A 16,483-nucleotide genomic window follows, 5' to 3' on the forward strand; every position below is an offset into this window, starting at 1 on the left:
GCCCCACCGCCAGCGGCGCCGCCGCCGGCTCCGCCCGCCGCGCCCGCGCCCGCTCCGGCGCCGGTTCCCGTGGCGCCTGCCCCGGTTCCAGCGCCGGTGTACGTTCCGCCGCCGGTGTATGAGCCACCGACCGTGTGGTACCCGAGGCCACGGAACCCGTGGACTCCGCCGTGGCGTCCGCCGCCGTCGTATGACCCGCCGACGCCCACCTGGACGCCGCCCGAGCCGCCGTGGAAGCCGCCGTGGCAGAAACCCGACAAGCCGCGCAGCCCGCAGTGGCCGTGGGAGAACGGCTCGGGTTCGGGTAGCTCGTCGGGATCGCGCGGCTCGGGTGACTTCGGGCCGGGCTCGCGCGGCTCCGGTGGTTCCCACGGGCCGTCCGGGCGCGGCGGTTCGGGCAACAACTGCTTCCTGCTCTTCTGCAGCTGACGCCGCCCCCGGCTGGTCACCTGATGTTGGCCGGCCGCTCAGTGTCACGTAGCGGATAGCTCATCGCGGCTGCCTATAGAGGCAGTATGCGATGCACGGTGTTCGGTACGGGGTATCTCGGCGCCACCCACGCCGCGGGAATGGCCGAACTCGGGCACGAGGTGCTCGGCGTGGACATCGATCCGGGCAAGGTCGCCAAGCTCGCAGCCGGAGATGTTCCGTTCTACGAACCCGGCCTGCCAAAGATGTTGAGCGACAACCTCACCGCTGGACGAGTGCGCTTCACCACCGACTACGACGAGGCGGCCGAGTTCGCCGACGTGCATTTCCTCGCTGTCGGGACCCCGCAGAAGAAAGGCGACTACGGCGCCGACCTGCGCCATGTGCACGCGGTCATCGACACGCTGGTGCCGCGGCTGCGGCGATCGGCGGTGATCGTCGGCAAGTCGACCGTGCCGGTGGGTACGGCCGCCGACCTGGCCGAGCGGGCGCACCCGCTGGCCGTCGACGGGGTGGACGTCGAGATCGCGTGGAATCCGGAGTTCCTGCGGGAGGGCTTCGCCGTGTACGACACGCTGCACCCAGACCGGATCGTGCTTGGTGTGCAAGAGGACTCGACGCGGGCCGAACCCGCGATCCGGGACCTGTACGCTGCCATGCTCGACGACGGCGTTCCGTTTCTGGTGACCGATCTGCACACCGCCGAGCTGGTCAAGGTGTCTGCGAACGCCTTTCTCGCCACCAAGATCTCGTTCATCAATGCGATCTCGGAGGTGTGCGAAGCCGTCGGCGCCGACGTGGCTGTGCTCGCCGACGCGTTGGGGCACGACCCCCGGATCGGACGGCGTTTCCTCAACGCGGGCCTGGGGTTCGGCGGCGGATGCCTCCCCAAGGACATCAGGGCGTTCATGGCCCGCGCAGGCGAGTTGGGCGCCAGCGAGGCGCTGACCTTCCTGCGGGAGGTGGACAACGTCAATATGCGTCGTCGAACCCGCATGGTGGAGTTGGCCACCACCGCGTGCGGCGGCTCGCTGCTGGGGGCGAACATCGCGGTGCTGGGCGCGGCGTTCAAACCCGACTCCGACGACGTGCGCGACTCGCCGGCACTCAACGTCGCAGGCATGCTGCAACTCAACGGCGCGACCGTCAACGTCTACGACCCGCGGGCGATGGAGAACTCCCGCCGGGTGTTTCCGACATTGAACTATTCGACGTCGGTGGTGGAGGCCTGCGACCGCGCCGACGCGGTGCTGGTACTCACCGAATGGCGCGAGTTCGTCGAGCTGGACCCGACCGAGCTGGCGGCGACAGTGCGGGCCAAAGTGGTTGTGGACGGCCGCAATTGCCTCGATGCCGTGCGGTGGAGGGACGCCGGCTGGCAGGTGTACGGCCTCGGCAGACGCAATTCGTGAGCGCCGGCTCTCCCAAGGGGCCTCTGCCTCCTTGGCGCACCCGAGAATTGGGTAGGCTGGACGCCACCCGACGGAACCGAAACAAGAGTGCCTTCAATCGTGCAGACCAGCCATCCGCCTCGACGCAACGGCCCGATCAAGCAACGGGTTCGGTGGGTGGCCATGCACGGGGTGGTGCGCATGTTCTCGCGGCTGGCCGCGCGGCGCGGTGACCCGCAGGGCAGGTTGATCGCCGATCCCGCGGTCCGGACCGATCCCGTCCCGTTCACCGAGGAGCTGCGTGCGCGCGGGCCGATCGTGCGGTGTCGGGCCGCGTACCTGACCGTCGACCACAAGATCGTCAACGACCTGCTGCGATCCGACGACTTCCGGGTCTTCGCGATGGGCACGACCCTGCCCACACCGCTGCGGTGGGTCGCCGAGCGCACCAGGACCGACATGCTGCATCCGCTGGAACCTCCGTCGATGCTGTCGGTCGAACCGCCGGACCACACCCGCTACCGCAAGCTGGTGTCGTCGGTGTTCACCACCAGAGCCGTTGCCGCGCTGAAGGACCGGGTGCAGGACGCCGCCGACGCTCTGCTCGACGAGATCGCCGACACCCCCGGCACCGTCGACATCGTGGAGCGCTACTGCTCGCGGCTGCCCGTCACGGTGATCGGCGACATTCTCGGCGTGCCCGACGAAGCGCGACCGCGCATTCTGGAGTTCGGTGAGCTCGGCGCGCCCAGCCTGGACATAGGGGTGCCGTGGAAGGTGTACCGCCAGGTCAACCGGGGCGTCGAGGGCTTCAACGATTGGCTCGTCGACCACCTGGCCGAGCTTCGCCGCAACCCCGGCGAGGACTTGATGAGCCAGATCATCCAGGCCAGCGCCGAAGGTGCCCGGCTCAACGAACAAGAGCTGATGGCCACCGCGGGCCTGGTGCTGGCCGCGGGCTTCGAGACGACGGTCAACCTGCTGGGCAACGGAATTCGCATGCTGCTGGACTCGCCCCAGCATCTCGAAACATTGGCCGACCGACCTGAACTGTGGCCCAACGCCGTCGAGGAGATCCTGCGCCTCGACTCGCCGGTGCAGCTCACCGCGCGAATCGCGGCGAAAGACACCGACATTGCGGGCACCCGGGTGCGTCGCGGCGACGTCGTCATCCTCTATCTCGCCGGCGCCAACCGCGACCCGAAGGTCTTCGAGGACCCGCATCGCTTCGACATCGAACGCGAGAACGCGGGCAAGCACCTGTCATTCTCGGGCGGCAGACACTACTGCCTGGGTGCCGCGTTGGCGCGGGCCGAAGGCGAGGTGGGGTTGCGCACCTTCTTCGAACGCTTCCCCGACGCGCGCCTAACCGGCGACGGCAGCCGCCGCGAAACCCGCGTGCTGCGCGGCTGGTCGTCACTGCCGGTCACGCTCGGCAAAGCGCGCGCCTCAATCGGTTCTGCGGTCAAGTCCGATCAGTTGGGTTAAGTTCGGGGCGTGGATTTCCGAGCAGCGCTGCTCGACCAGACCCGGGAGTTCGGAGAGCTGATCCGCAGCGCAGATCCGTCAACACCGGTGCCGACCTGTCCGGGCTGGACACTCAAGCAGCTGTTCCGCCACGTCGGGCGCGGAAGCCGCTGGGCCGCACAGATCATCGCCGAGCGCCGGATGACACCGCTTGACCCGCGCGAGGTGCGCGACGGCAAGCCGCCCGACGACCCCGACGCCGCGATCGACTGGCTCAACGCCGGTCCGCGGGCCGTCATCGCCGCTGTCGAGCGGGTCGGCCCCGAGCGGGTGTGGACAGCCGCGGGGCCGCGCCCGTCGGGGTGGTGGGTCCGCAGGCTGCTGCATGAAGTGGTCGTGCACCGCGCCGATGCCGCCTTGGCGCTGGGCGCTCCTTACGACATACCGGTCGAGGTGGCCGCCGACGGCATCAGCGAGTGGATCGAGTTGATGTCGATTCAGGCCACGCGGGCCGCAGCCCCCGTCGACTTCGGCCGCACCATGCATCTGCACGCCACCGACGACGGGCTCGGTCCCACCGGCGAATGGACCATCGTCAACGACGAACACGGGATGAGTTGGACGCACGACCACGGCAAGGGCGACGTCGCGGTGCGCGGTCCGGCCAAGGATCTGCTGTTGGCAATCACGCGTCGGCGCAGCGCCGCCGACAGCGGCCTGGAGATCTTCGGTGATGTGAAGGTGTGGGACGCGTGGCTGGAGCGCACACCGTTCTAGGTGGCGTACCTTCTCGACCATGAGCACTTCGGAGATCGCTACCGTACTCGCCTGGTATGACGCGCTCAACGAGCGAGACCTCGACACGCTGGTGGCGCTGTCCAGCGACGACATCGAACTCGGCGACGCCGACGGGGCCAGCCAGGGCCACACCGCGCTGCGGCAATGGGCGCAGCAGCAGCCCGCCATCAAGGTCGAGACGGGCCGGATGTATGTGCGCGACGGCGTCGTGGTGGCCGAGGAACTCGCCGCCGACCCCGGCGCTGTGGCGACGGCGTCAGCGTTCCGCGTCGTGCGCGACCACGTCACGGCGGTCTTCCACCACGGCGACCTCGCGTCCGCGTTGGCCGCCACCGAACTGACCGAAAAGGACCTCACGAGCTGATGCGCGGCATCATTCTCGCCGGCGGGTCCGGCACCCGGCTTTATCCGATCACCATGGGCACCAGCAAGCAGTTGGTGCCCGTCTACGACAAACCGATGATTTACTACCCGTTGTCCACGCTGATGATGGCGGGTATCCGCGACATTCTGGTCATCACCACACCCGACGACGCGCCGGCCTTTCATCGATTGCTCGGCGACGGTTCGCAATTCGGCATCAACCTCACGTATGCGGTCCAGCAGCGGCCGGAAGGGCTGGCCCAGGCCTTCATCATCGGCGCCGACCACATCGGAACCGGGCCGGTGGCATTGGTGTTGGGCGACAACATATTCTATGGCCCCGAACTGGGTACCGGGCTGCGCCGATTTCAAACCGTCAGCGGCGGCGTGATTTTCGCCTACTGGGTGGCCAACCCGTCGGCTTACGGTGTGGTTGAGTTCAGCGACGACGGCGTCGCGCTGTCGCTGGAGGAAAAGCCCGCGACACCCAAGTCGCACTACGCGGTGCCCGGGTTGTACTTCTACGACAACGACGTCATCGAGATCGCCAAGTCGTTGAAGCCTTCGGCGCGTGGCGAGTACGAGATCACCGAGATAAACCAGACCTACCTCAACCAGGGCCGGCTGGCCGTCGAGGTGTTGGCCCGCGGCACCGCGTGGCTAGACACCGGGACATTCGACTCGCTGCTGGACGCCGGCGACTTCGTGCGCACCATCGAACGCCGCCAGGGCCTGAAGATCAGCGTGCCCGAGGAAGTCGCGTGGCGGGTCGGCTTCATCGACGACGAACAGTTGGCCGAGCGGGGATACGCGCTGCTCAAATCGGGCTACGGCGCATATCTGTTGCAGCTGTTGGAGGACCGCTAGCGGCGCGCGGGGTGGCGAGCACCGCTGCGATCGCCGTCGTCAGCGGCACCGACAGCGCCGGCGCGATGCCACCCACCGCGCAGCGGGCGCAGGACGGGCTGCAGTCCTCCGGATAATCGGGCGGGTGAGGCCTCTCGAGATCCTGCTGTGTGTCGTGAACGCGGCCGGTCTGGTGGCGCTGTCTGTTCCACCACGCGGCCGGCTCAGCGACGTTCGCCACCTTGCGCTGTTGCCGGCCCTGGCGGCGATCGCCCAGCTGGCGCTGGAGGGGTACCGCTGGCAGATGGTCCCAGCGTACGTGCTGGCCGGAGCGATCGTGCTGTGGCGAATCACGCGGGTGAGCGGTCCAAGGTGGGTGCGGCGGGTCGCTGTCGGCCTCGGTGTCGCCGTGTTCGCGGTTTCGGCGGCGGTTCCCGTGGCCGTTCCGGTGTTCCGGTTTCCCGCCCCAGAAGGCCCGTACGCGATCGGGACGGTCACCTACCACTGGCGCGACGACGACCGGCGCGAGATCTTCGACGCCGACCCCGCCGCGCGCCGCGAACTCATGGCGCAAGTCTGGTATCCGGCCCAGGCCGGCGCCGACGCCCCGAACGCGCCGTATATCTCCGACTCCGCGGCATTTGCGCCGTCGGCGGGGAGGCTGTTGGGCGTTCCCGGCTTCGTTTTCGATCACTTCGACGTCGTGCCCACCCACGCGACCCAGATGCCTCCAATGGCATCTGAGCGTCCCCGCTACCCGGTGCTGGTCTTTGTATCCGGGCTCAACGCGTTCCGCCAGTCCAACACGTTTCAGGTCGAACAATTGGTGTCGCGGGGATTTGTGGTGGTGGGCCTCGACCAGCCCTACACCTCGGCGGTCACCGCATTCCCGGACGGCCGCACGATCGACGGATGGAGCAAGGAACGGCTCGTCGACGTCATCCAGCAGAGCATCACACCCTCCGACCCGGCGCCGTCGCTGGGCGACGTGTCGTTGCCCGACGGGTTGTTTCCCTACCTCGCCGGCGATATCAGCTTCGCGCTTGATCAGCTTGCCTGGCTGGACACGTCGGATCCGCATGGTCTGTTGACCGGCAGGCTGGATCTGGAGCGGGCCGGAGCGTTCGGCGTCTCGCTGGGTGCCATCACCGTCGCGCAGGGCTGTCACGCCGATCCGCGCCTGAAGGCCTGCTTGATGATGGATGCGGCGATGCCCGCAAACGTGGTGCGGGACGGTCTTTCACAGCCGAGCATGTGGCTGACCCGCGATGCCGACTCCATCCTGCTGGAACGAAGCCGCAGCGGTGGTTGGCCGGACCATGAAATCCACGAAACGCTCAGCACGCAGCGGGCGACCTTCGCCAAGAGCACACCCGGACAGGGTTACCACATCGAGATTCCCGGCATGTTTCACATGAACTACACCGACGCCCCCGCTTGGACGCGGTTGGCGGAGCAGCTGGCCTTCTCCGGTCCGATCGGTGGTCGACGCGGCCACGAGATCGTCGCCGCGTACTCCGCGGCGTTCTTCGAAAACACCCTGGCCGGCAAGCATTCGGAGCTCCTGCGGGGCCCGCCCCCGTGGGAGGAGGTTCGCATGGACAGGCGTTGACTATTCTTGGGCGGTCGCCGTGATGATGGGTAGCTCGACGACCAGGCTGTCGCCATCGAGGAACTCCTGCCAGCCCGCGACGACGTCGTCTTCAAGGGCCATGCGGCGTTCGGGTTCGGCGGCCATGACGAGTCCCGCAATCGGCGTGACTTGCAGGTATTGCCAAAGGAACTGGGCCGGCGGTGGCAGCCGCAGCGTCTTCGCCGCGGTGTTGACAGCCACGTGCTGAAAGTCGGCGTCGCGCAACAGTCGGCGGAGCTCGTCTCGGCCCAACGAGAAGACACCGCGTAGGAAACCGGGCAGGTCCGGGTTGATGTGGTGACCGAGTGCGTCGGCCATCACCTTGAACAGCCGTGGCATGGTCCCCGGTACGTTGATGGCGACGCGCCCGCCGGGCGACAGCACCCGCCGCATCTCCCGCACCGCTGCGGACCGGTCGGGAAAGAACATCAGCCCGAGCTGGCACAGGACGAGGTCGTACGACTCGTCAGGAAGGGGGAGTGCGTCTGCGGGGGCCTCCCGCCACTCCATCGGCGTGTCGACAGATGCGGACACTTTCTCGGCGACCGCCAACATCTCGGGGACCAGATCGATTCCGACGACTTTTCCGGTGGCTCCGACTCTTTCGGCCGCCAGCCGGGCCACGACGCCGGTTCCGCATGCGACGTCGACGACGAACTCGCCCGGCTCGGGGGCAGCCAACTCGATGAGGTCCGCAGCAAGCGGAGCGGGGATGACCGGGACGAAGTCGCGGGCGTAGTTCTCGGCTTCGGTGCGCCGGAGATCGCGGTAGCCAACGTGTTGAGACATGCTGCAACGGTAGGGATACCGGAGTCCTCACCGCGTCGACCGGATCCACCATTCCGGTGCCGCTGCCGTGGTCAGTTCTGACCACCGCGGGTGATCACACGAGGTGTTGCTCGTAGGCGTAGGCGGTGGCCGCCGCCCGCGATGACAAGCCCAGCTTGGCGAAGATGTTCTGTAGGTGTCGCGCGATCGTGTGCTCGCTGAGCGTCAGGCTCGCACCGATCTCGCGGTTGGTCTTGCCCGCGGCCACCAATCGCAACACCTCGCATTCCCGCTCGGTCAGCCCGCCCGCCGGGCGGGGCGCGGTCCCCACGAGTTCGGCCAACCGGTCCATGTCGGGTTGGGCGCCGAGTCGGCGGAAAGTCTCTCCTGCGGAGTCGAATTCCATTGCGGCCGACTCAGAGTCGCCGAGTTCTCGGCAGGCGAGGCCGGTCTTAACCCGGGTGCGTGCGGCTTCATAGGGCATCGCCAACTCCCGCCACGCGGCGGCGGCACGACGTAGCGGCGTCAGCGCGGACGTGGCCTCGCCCTCGGCAAGTAGCGTCGACCCCTCGTTGTGTGCGGCGACCGCATACAGGTACGGAGCGTCGACGGTGGTGGCCAGCCCGGACAGTTCGTCCGCACTCGCTCGCGCGGCCACGACGTCACCGATGGTGATCATGATGTCGACCTGAGCGGCGAGGGTCGCGGGCCGGGCGAAAGGGTCTGGGTTGGTGTCCAGGGCACGGCGGATGGCCGCGACGGCCGCGTCGACGTTCCCCTCGGCGAGTCTGAGGAGCGCCAGGCCGGGCAGCGGCTCCCTACCGTGCTCGTGAGCTTGCCGGTATGCGGTCTCTGCGTCGTCGAATTCGCCGCGCAGCCGGTGTAACTCGGCACGCTGGTAGGCAGCCATCCCCAGGGAGGGGTGCGCGGTCGGCTGCGCCAAATGCTCGCACGCCAGCCGAGCCGCCTGCGTCGCCTGCGGCCATTCACCGTGGATCTGCAGGATCTGCGAGCGATGCACCAGGCATTGACCGCGGTAGGGCACCAGATCGGGTTGGGATTCGCACCAGACGCTCAACGCCATGGTCCATTCCGTTGCCCGGCGCAGGTCGTAGGCGCCCATGCACGTCTCGATGACGCCGCAGTAGACGATCCCGGCCGGAATCGGTGAGACCTCGCCCGCGGTGACGCTCACCATCGCCTCGTCGAGCAGCGCGGCGCCGCGCGCTGTCTCCCCTGCGGTGACCGCTGCCTGACCCTGGCCCAGCCACGCGATCGCGGCCAGATCTTTGTCGCCGAAGCGTGCCGCGATCCGGCCCGCCTCACCGAACATTTCAGCTGCTCCGGCGGAATCGCCGCTGCTCCACGCCCCGATAGCCGGGGGAATCAGCAGGTATCCCCTGGCGGCGCAGTCGAGGTTCGCGTCGTCCAGCAGCCGGCCCACCCGGGCGAGCCATCCGCTCGCTCGGGCGGTGTTGCCGTGCAGAAGCTGGGTCAGCGCCAACCAGAAGCCGCACTCGGCCGCGCGGCCCGCGTCGTCGATCGCCAAGCGCGCGGCGTAGGCCTGCTCCCAGGCGTGGGCGCACTGCTGGTCCTCGCCGATCAGATCGGCCGCGACCGCCAGGCGTTCGAGGTCATCAGCGGTGAGCGGCTCGCGGGTGTCGGTGAGGCACCTGTACACGTCGGTCCAAGCGTGGCGCTCGAACGCGATGGCTGCCCGGTCGGTAGCCGCCATCGTCTCAGTCTCGCGCATCCGCGCGATCTTGGGAACGGACGTGTGTCGGGGGCCAAGAACTATTGGCGGTAGTTGGCGAGGAAGTTGCCGAGGCGTTCGATCGCGGCGGCGAGGTCACGCGCCCAGGGCAGCGTGACGATGCGCAGATGGTCGGGGGTGGGCCAGTTGAAGCCCGTGCCCTGAGTGACCAGAATCTTCTCCTGCAACAGCAGGTCGAGGACCAGTTGCTCGTCGTCGACGATGTCGTAGACCTCTGGGTCCAGCCGCGGGAACGCGTAGAGGGCCCCCTGCGGTTTGACGCACGACACCCCGGGGATCTCGTTGAGCTTCTCCCACGCCACGTCGCGTTGTTCGAGCAGCCGCCCACCGGGCAGCACCAGGTCGTCGATGCTCTGGTAGCCGCCCAGCGCGACCTGGATGGCGTGCTGCGCCGGCACGTTGGGGCACAGCCGCATGTTGGCCAGTAGGCTGATGCCCTCGATGAAGCTGGAGGCGTGTTCTTTCGGGCCGGTGATGACCAGCCAGCCCGCGCGGTAGCCGGCCACCCGGTAGGCCTTCGAGAGCCCGTTGAAGGTCAGCGTCAACACGTCGGGCGCCACTGACGCCATCGTGATGTGCTCGGCGCCGTCGTAGAGGATCTTGTCGTAGATCTCGTCGGCCAGCAGCAGCAGTTGGTGCTCGCGCGCCAGGTCGGCGATCTGGGACAGCACCTCGCGGCTGTAGACGGCGCCGGTGGGGTTGTTGGGGTTGATCACCACCAGGGCCTTGGTGCGTTCGGTGATCTTGGACTCCAGATCGGCGAGGTCAGGTTGCCAGCCCTGGGTTTCGTCGCACAGGTAGTGCACGGGGGTGCCGCCGGCCAGCGACGTCGACGCGGTCCACAGGGGATAGTCCGGAGCCGGAATCAGGACCTGGTCCCCGTTGTCCAGCAGCGCCTGCAACGTCATCGTGATCAGCTCGGAGACCCCGTTGCCCAGAAACACGTCGTCGACGTCGAACCGGGGGAAGCCCTCGACCAATTCATAGCGGGTGAACACCGCGCGCCGCGCGGGCAGGATGCCCTTGGAGTCGGAGTAACCCTGGGCATAGGGCAACGCCTGAATGATGTCGCGCATGATCACATCGGGCGCCTCGAACCCGAACGGCGCCGGATTGCCGATGTTGAGCTTGAGGATCCGATGCCCCTCAGCCTCCAGCCGCGACGCATGCTCGTGCACCGGCCCGCGGATCTCGTACAGGACGTCCTGCAGCTTGGATGACTGCGTGAACGTGCGCTGCCGCGGGTGATGCCCGGTGGCGTGGAACGGCAGGTGGTGAGTGGTCACGTCCCCAATAGTCTCACTGCTGTCCAACGAATATCTAAAGTCGCTGGTCAAACGTTCGTGAGCCGCTCACCGTTTGCCCGGTGGCCGAGCGCCCTTGGCGATTCCCAGACCCTTCACCGGAGGTGACGGTTTGTCGCCGTCGCCGCCCGCGGAAGCCTCAGGCGCAGCCTTGGATTCGCTCTCGGCTGCTGGCTTCGACTGCGGCTCAGCGGGTTTCGCCGGTGCCGCCGACTTCTTCGCGCCCGGGCGCCGCGCGCCGGGGGCGAGGCCGAGCCCCTTGACCGGTGTCTGCTGTACCGCACGGTCGGAATCGGCGGTGTCGGTCTTGGTTTCCGGTGTGGCCTGATCCGGATCCGCGTTGGGCGGCTGTGTGACGGTGGCCTCACCCTCGTTGGGCGACGCCTTCGGCGCGGCCTTCTTGGCCCCTGGCCGCTTGGCCCCGGGAGCGAGGCCGAGGCCCTTGGCGGGCGCGGCCGACCCGGCTGCCGGCGCGGCGGTCTTCTTCGCTCCCGGCCGCTTGGCCCCGGCGGCGATCCCGAGTCCCTTGGCGGGTGCTGCAGCCGCCGGCTTGTCGGCTGTCGGCGCGGATTGCGCCTGAGCCGGCGCGGCCTCGGGCCGCGGCTCGGCCTGCGGCGCGGCTTTCTCCACCGCGGGCGCAGCCGCCGCGAGCTTGGCCGCACGCTCCTCGGCTTCCTTTGCGGCCGTGCCCTTTTCGGGAAGCTTGACGCTGCTCTTGTCGAGCGAGTCCAGCAGCAGCTGGGACACGTCGAGCACCTCGGTCTTCTCGACCTCGCGGGCGGCGGCGACGTCGTCCACCCCGTCGGTGATCATCACGCGGCAGAACGGGCAGCCGGTCGCGATGACGGAGGCGCCGGTGTCCATGGCCTCTTCCACGCGCTCATGGTTGACGCGCTTGCCGATGTGCTCCTCCATCCACATCCGCGCGCCGCCCGCACCGCAGCACAGGCCTCGGTCGGCGTGACGCGGCATCTCGGTCAGGTGCGCGCCGGACGCGCCGACCAGCTCCCGCGGCGCCTCGTAGACCTTGTTGTGCCGGCCCAGATAGCAGGGGTCGTGGTAGGTGATGTCGCGTCCACCGTCGACGGGCTTGACCGGCACCAGCTTCTTGTCCCGGACGAGCCGGTTCAGCAGCTGCGTGTGATGCAGCACCGTGTAGTTGCCGCCGACCTGCGGATATTCGCGGCCCAGCGTGTTGAAACAGTGCGGGCAGGAGGTGACGATCTTGCGGTCCACCCGCTCGACGCCCTCGAACAGCTCGTTGAGGGTCTCGACGTTCTGCGCGGCCAGCTGCTGGAACAGGAACTCGTTGCCCGAGCGACGGGCCGAGTCACCGTTACAGGTCTCGCCCTCGCCGAGCACCAGGTACTTCACGCCGGCGGTGGCCAGCAGCTCGGCGACGGCCTTCGTGGTCTTCTTGGCGCGGTCCTCGTAAGCGCCGGCGCAGCCCACCCAGAACAGGTACTCATAGCCGTCGAAGGAGTCGACGTCCTTGCCGTAGACCGGCACGTCGAAGTCGACCTCGTCGATCCAGTTGGTGCGGTCCTTGGCGTTCTGACCCCACGGATTGCCCTTGGTCTCAAGGTTTTTGAACAGCACGCCGAGCTCGCCGGGGAAATCCGACTCCATCATCACCTGGTAGCGGCGCATGTCGACGATGTGGTCGATGTGCTCGATGTCCACCGGGCACTGCTCGACGCAGGCGCCGCAGGTGGTGCAGGACCACAGCACGTCGGGGTCGATGACACCGCCCTGCTCGGCGGTCCCGACGAGCGGGCGGGTCGCCTGCTCGGGTCCCGATCCGGTGATCCGGCCGAAGCCCGACTCGGGCACGTGGTGGTGTTCGGCGTGCTTCTCGCCGCGCAGTTCCTCACCAAGGCCGCCCTCGGGGGTGTTCTCCAGCGGCGACTCCTTGTCGCCGAGGATGTAGGGGGCCTTGGCGAACAGATGGTCGCGCAGGTCCATGATCACGAGCTTGGGCGAGAGCGGCTTGCCGGTGTTCCACGCCGGGCACTGCGACTGGCAGCGGCCACACTCGGTGCAGGTGGCCATGTCGAGATAGGCCTTCCACGTGAAGTCCTCGATCTTGCCGCGGCCCAGCACCGCGTCCTCCGGCGGATCCTCGAAGTCGATCCGCTTGCCGTTGTACTCGACGGGAAGCAGCGGACCGAGCCCGTCCGGCAGCCGCTTGAAGGTCACGTTGATGGGTGCCAGGCCGATGTGCAGGTGCTTGGAGTGCAGCACGATCAGCAGGAAGATCAGCATCACGCCGATGTGCAGCAACAGCGCGATCGTTTCGATCCACTCGTTGGCGGTCGGGCCGAGCGGGTTGAGCACCTGACCCATGAGTTGGGAGAAGAAGGCGCCGTCACCGTACGGCAGCGCGTTCGTGTTGACCGCGGCGCCGCGCACCAGCGCATAGGTCCAGATGACGTTGAAGATCATGAACAGGATCAGCCACGCGCCGCCGGTGTGTGAGCCGTAGAACCTCGAGTCGCGGCCGTGTTCCTTCGGTTCGGTGCGCAACCGGATGATCGCGAAGGTGATGATGCCCAGCAGCACTGCGACCGCGAAGAAGTCCTGCAGGAAGCCCAGCAGGTCCCACCGACCGATGAGCGGGATGTGGAAATCGTGGTCGAACAGGTACCCGTAGGCCTCGAGGTAGACCGACGCGAGGATGAAGAAGCCCCACATCGTGAAGAAGTGCGCCAGACCGGGGATCGACCAGCGCAGCAGCCGGGTTTGCCCGAACACCTCTTTGATCTGCGTGAGGATGCGGGTGCCGAGGTTGTCCTTGCGGTTGTTCTCGGGGCTGGTCGGCGCGCCCGCCCGAATCAGATTGGTCAGCCAGAGCACACGTTTGGCCGCGAACACCAGCACGATCGCCGTCATGCCAAGGCCGACGACGAGCCTTATCAGCATCTGTGTTTCCACCACGTGCCTCCCGTGTTGAAGTTACCGGAGGGTAACTTACCGCATGTTACCGGCCAGTAGCTTTCGCTCAGTGCCAGCTCAAGCCCTGCTCATCGTTGCACTTCGCGCGGAAAGACCGCTACGAAGGCTTACCTAACTACATTCCGCACCGCCGTGCCCTGGGGTGATCGGTGGGGTAGCTGTACCCGTTTCCGCCGTCGACGCCACCAGGTCGATCGACCCGCGTCAACCCTGCGGCGCCAGCATGGCCCGCAGCATCGAGAGCATCTCCGACCGGGATTCGGCACCGAGGCGGCGACGGATCCGGGCGACGTGGTGCTCGACCGTCTTCGCCGAGATGAACAGCTGGGCGCCGATGTCGCGGTACGGCATGCCCAGCAGCAACAGCTCGGCGACCTCGCGTTCGCGGTCGGACAACCGCGTGGCCACCGGGCGGGACGATGCCGCGAGCCGAGACTCAGGGCCGGCGTCTCTGTCTGACTTCGGGGCGTCGTCGAGCGCCGCGGACTGCTTGAGGTCGCGGGCGAGTTGCAGCATCGCCCCGGAGACCCGGCCGTCGGGTGTCTGCAGCGCGGCCTGGCCGGCCAGCCGGGTGGCATCCCAGGTCAGACCGAACTGCGACAACAGCCGCGCCGCGGTGGTCACCTCCTCGACGTCGACGCTGTTGGCGAGCACCCGCAGCCAGGTCCGGCCCGCGGTGGCCAGCGCCCTGGCGAACGCGCTGTCGGGTCCGTCCGCCCGGCTGGCCGCGGTCAGCGCCTGCCCGTGCGGGGCCACCGCGTCCGGCGAATTGGCGAGGATCCCGGCGTGCACACCGGCCCAGTGCAGCGGCACCGACCACAACAGGGGCCTGCCGAGTGCTTCGAGAAGCCCGAAAGCCTCGTCGAGGGTGTGGCGCAGCCGGTCGACCTGGCCCAGCCTGGCCGCGGCCACCCACAGTTCACCCAACGGCAGCAGCGAGAACAGGTCCACCGAGTACTCGGCGAGCACTTCCATCGCGGCATACCAGTGCTTCTGCATCGCGCCGCTGTCCCCGCTGCGCCGGGCGATGCCGGTCTGCAGCGCGGTCGCCCACAGCGCATCGCGGCGGTGCAAGGCCGGGTCGGTGAGCACAGCGGTGACGTCGCCGCTCGCCGCGGAGAGGTGGCCGTCCTGCAACCGCGTCCAGCCCAGCAGCAGCCGGTGCCGATGCGCGGCGAAGGCGCCGTTGGCGCCCTCCTCGAGCCCGGCGCGCACCGCCCTGGCGATGACGCTGCGCGCCCGCACGGGGTCCCCGCCGTGCAGCGCCGTCAGCGTCAGCAGTGCCGCGGGGGTGTCGGGTGCGACGCCGGCCGGCGCGTGCTCGGCGGCCAGTGCCTGCCCGAGTCGGACGACCGTCTGCGGATACGGCGCCTCCACCGACATCAGCATTCCCTCGGCGAGGCTGCGGGCCGCGCGCGCGGTCGACGTCGGCGGCCCGGTGTTTTCGACGTCGAGTGCCGCGCGTGCTCCGGGCAGGTCACCCGCGGCCAGCAAGGCGATCGCACCGGCCGCGCTGACGAAGGCGTCCGGATAGGGGCCGAGCCAGCGGAACAGGTCGGCGGCGTGCGCGGCGCTGCCGTCATGGACCGCGATGCTGGCGGCGATCCGCACGGCCGCCGCGCGTTCGGCCGCGTCGCCGGAACCGAGTAACTCGTCGGCCATCCGGCCGGCTGTCGTGCAGTCACCGGTCAAGGCGAGAGCATCGGCGAGCTGTGGGCTCAGCGCTGTCGCGCCGGCTGCGGCCGCGGCCCGGTAAAGCCTTGCCGCCCTGGCTGGGTGGCGCCGCTGGCGGGATGCCAGTTCGGTGAGCGCGGAGCCGAGACGATCGTCGCGTAGCCCGTGTTCGGCCAGCTGCAGGGCGAGATCACTTGACAGCGTGCCGGATTCGAGTTGCGAGACGAGCAGCGACACCTCGATCTCGTGATGGCGTGCCGCGCCCAGAATCTGGGCGATGCAACGGTGCAGCGTGCGCAGGAAGGCGTGGCTGTGCGAGGGGTCGATCAGCCCGCTGGCCCGAGCGCGGTCCACCGCATCCTGGGCGTCATCGGCGTTGAGCCGCAACGTCGCTGCCACATCGTCGGGTCCGAGGTCGCGGCTCAGCGACGACACCAGCAGGGTGTCGAGCACCGGTTCGTCGACCTGCCGCAGCCGTTCGATCAACGCGAATCTCGCCACATCGGCCATCGCGGTGGCGGGCACCTCGGAGCCGGGGGAGACCGCGGCCGCCAGGGCGGGGTAGAGCAGGAAGGGCAACCCGGCGGTCGCCGCCATCAGAGCCCGCATCAACTCCGAAGTCGGTGTGGCACCGAACCGTTCGGCTGCGGCATGGGCCACGTCGGTGGGATTCAGTGCGCTCAACGGCACGGCGGGGTTCTCCCGCTCGAGCGCTGTGGTCAACGCGCGCAGGGCAGGCCGGTGCGCCAGCGGTTCGGTAGCCACGATGACGGTGGCGTCCGCGGCGGCGACCCGGTCGGTGAGCCGGGCGAGTTCGTCGTCGCCGAGCAGATGGGCGTCGTCGATGACCACCGGGACGCCCGGATCGTCGCCGTCACGCGGGGGCCGGGTCATCACCGGGATCTCGGCCGCTCGCAGCGCCGATCGCACGGCGGCCAGCACGGAACTCTTGCCGGTGCCGACGCCTCCCGAGACCAGCAGCTTGACCGGCGTCGTCGGCGCAGAGATCAGCGTCGCGACGACGGTCCGCGCACCCGGCGGAATGTCGGCGAGTCGCTCCGGCGCCGGTCTGGCCATGGGG

At 68.5% G+C, this 16,483-nt stretch carries 11 protein-coding genes and 2 pseudogenes; 6 read left to right on the forward strand and 7 right to left on the reverse strand.

Annotated features, from left to right (window positions below; genetic code table 11):
* Nucleotides 1-449, reverse strand: a pseudogene (locus tag MELE44368_RS27345) (hypothetical protein); the annotation flags it as partial.
* Nucleotides 450-515: 66 nt separating this feature from the next.
* On the opposite strand from MELE44368_RS27345, the gene MELE44368_RS15360 reads away from it, so the two are divergent.
* From MELE44368_RS15360 to rfbA, 5 genes are all read left to right on the forward strand, one after another.
* Nucleotides 516-1,841, forward strand: a complete 1,326-nt coding sequence (locus tag MELE44368_RS15360; RefSeq protein WP_164890116.1) for a UDP-glucose dehydrogenase family protein — start codon at nt 516-518, stop codon at nt 1,839-1,841.
* A 162-nt stretch (nt 1,842-2,003) separates the two neighbouring features.
* Entirely contained in the window at nt 2,004-3,308 is a 1,305-nt protein-coding gene (locus tag MELE44368_RS15365) for a cytochrome P450 (RefSeq protein ID WP_128109326.1), read from the forward strand.
* Nucleotides 3,309-3,317: 9 nt separating this feature from the next.
* Nucleotides 3,318-4,064, forward strand: a complete 747-nt coding sequence (locus tag MELE44368_RS15370; protein ID WP_128109295.1) for a maleylpyruvate isomerase family mycothiol-dependent enzyme — start codon at nt 3,318-3,320, stop codon at nt 4,062-4,064.
* 19 nt (nt 4,065-4,083) lie between these two features.
* Nucleotides 4,084-4,449, forward strand: a complete 366-nt coding sequence (locus MELE44368_RS15375; RefSeq protein ID WP_128109296.1) for a nuclear transport factor 2 family protein — start codon at nt 4,084-4,086, stop codon at nt 4,447-4,449.
* Nucleotides 4,449-5,315 carry a glucose-1-phosphate thymidylyltransferase RfbA gene (gene rfbA / locus MELE44368_RS15380; RefSeq protein ID WP_128109297.1) on the forward strand — a complete coding sequence of 289 codons (867 nt, stop codon included), beginning with the start codon at nt 4,449-4,451 and terminating at the stop codon, nt 5,313-5,315. The genes MELE44368_RS15375 and rfbA overlap by 1 nt, the downstream gene beginning before the upstream one ends.
* On the opposite strand, the pseudogene MELE44368_RS27520 reads toward rfbA, so the two are convergent.
* Nucleotides 5,266-5,403: pseudogene (locus tag MELE44368_RS27520) on the reverse strand (YibE/F family protein); the annotation flags it as partial. The gene rfbA and the pseudogene MELE44368_RS27520 sit on opposite strands and share 50 nt — an antisense overlap.
* A 36-nt stretch (nt 5,404-5,439) precedes the next feature.
* On the opposite strand from MELE44368_RS27520, the gene MELE44368_RS15390 reads away from it, so the two are divergent.
* Nucleotides 5,440-6,906, forward strand: coding sequence for an alpha/beta hydrolase family protein (locus MELE44368_RS15390; protein WP_241566640.1), 1,467 nt, complete (start codon nt 5,440-5,442; stop codon nt 6,904-6,906).
* Here the strand turns inward: MELE44368_RS15390 and MELE44368_RS15395 are convergent, their stop codons facing one another.
* The 5 genes from MELE44368_RS15395 to iniR form a co-directional block, all read right to left on the reverse strand.
* Nucleotides 6,907-7,716, reverse strand: coding sequence for a methyltransferase domain-containing protein (locus MELE44368_RS15395; RefSeq protein ID WP_128109299.1), 810 nt, complete (start codon nt 7,714-7,716; stop codon nt 6,907-6,909).
* Between the two features lie 94 nt (nt 7,717-7,810).
* A complete protein-coding gene (locus tag MELE44368_RS15400; protein ID WP_206613779.1) occupies nt 7,811-9,448 on the reverse strand; it encodes a helix-turn-helix transcriptional regulator in 1,638 nt (545 codons plus the stop codon).
* 41 nt (nt 9,449-9,489) lie between these two features.
* Complete coding sequence (locus MELE44368_RS15405) at nt 9,490-10,764, reverse strand: pyridoxal phosphate-dependent aminotransferase (protein ID WP_128109328.1); 1,275 nt, start codon at nt 10,762-10,764, stop codon at nt 9,490-9,492.
* A 57-nt stretch (nt 10,765-10,821) separates the two neighbouring features.
* Nucleotides 10,822-13,707, reverse strand: coding sequence for a heterodisulfide reductase-related iron-sulfur binding cluster (locus MELE44368_RS15410; RefSeq protein ID WP_128109300.1), 2,886 nt, complete (start codon nt 13,705-13,707; stop codon nt 10,822-10,824).
* 225 nt (nt 13,708-13,932) lie between these two features.
* Nucleotides 13,933-16,479: an isoniazid response ATPase/transcriptional regulator IniR gene (gene iniR, locus MELE44368_RS15415; RefSeq protein ID WP_128109301.1), complete on the reverse strand. Its 2,547-nt coding sequence runs from the start codon at nt 16,477-16,479 to the stop codon at nt 13,933-13,935.
* Between the last annotated feature and the right edge of the window lie 4 nt (nt 16,480-16,483).

This window comes from Mycolicibacterium elephantis DSM 44368 (assembly GCF_004014805.1).
Lineage (GTDB): Bacteria > Actinomycetota > Actinomycetes > Mycobacteriales > Mycobacteriaceae > Mycobacterium > Mycobacterium elephantis.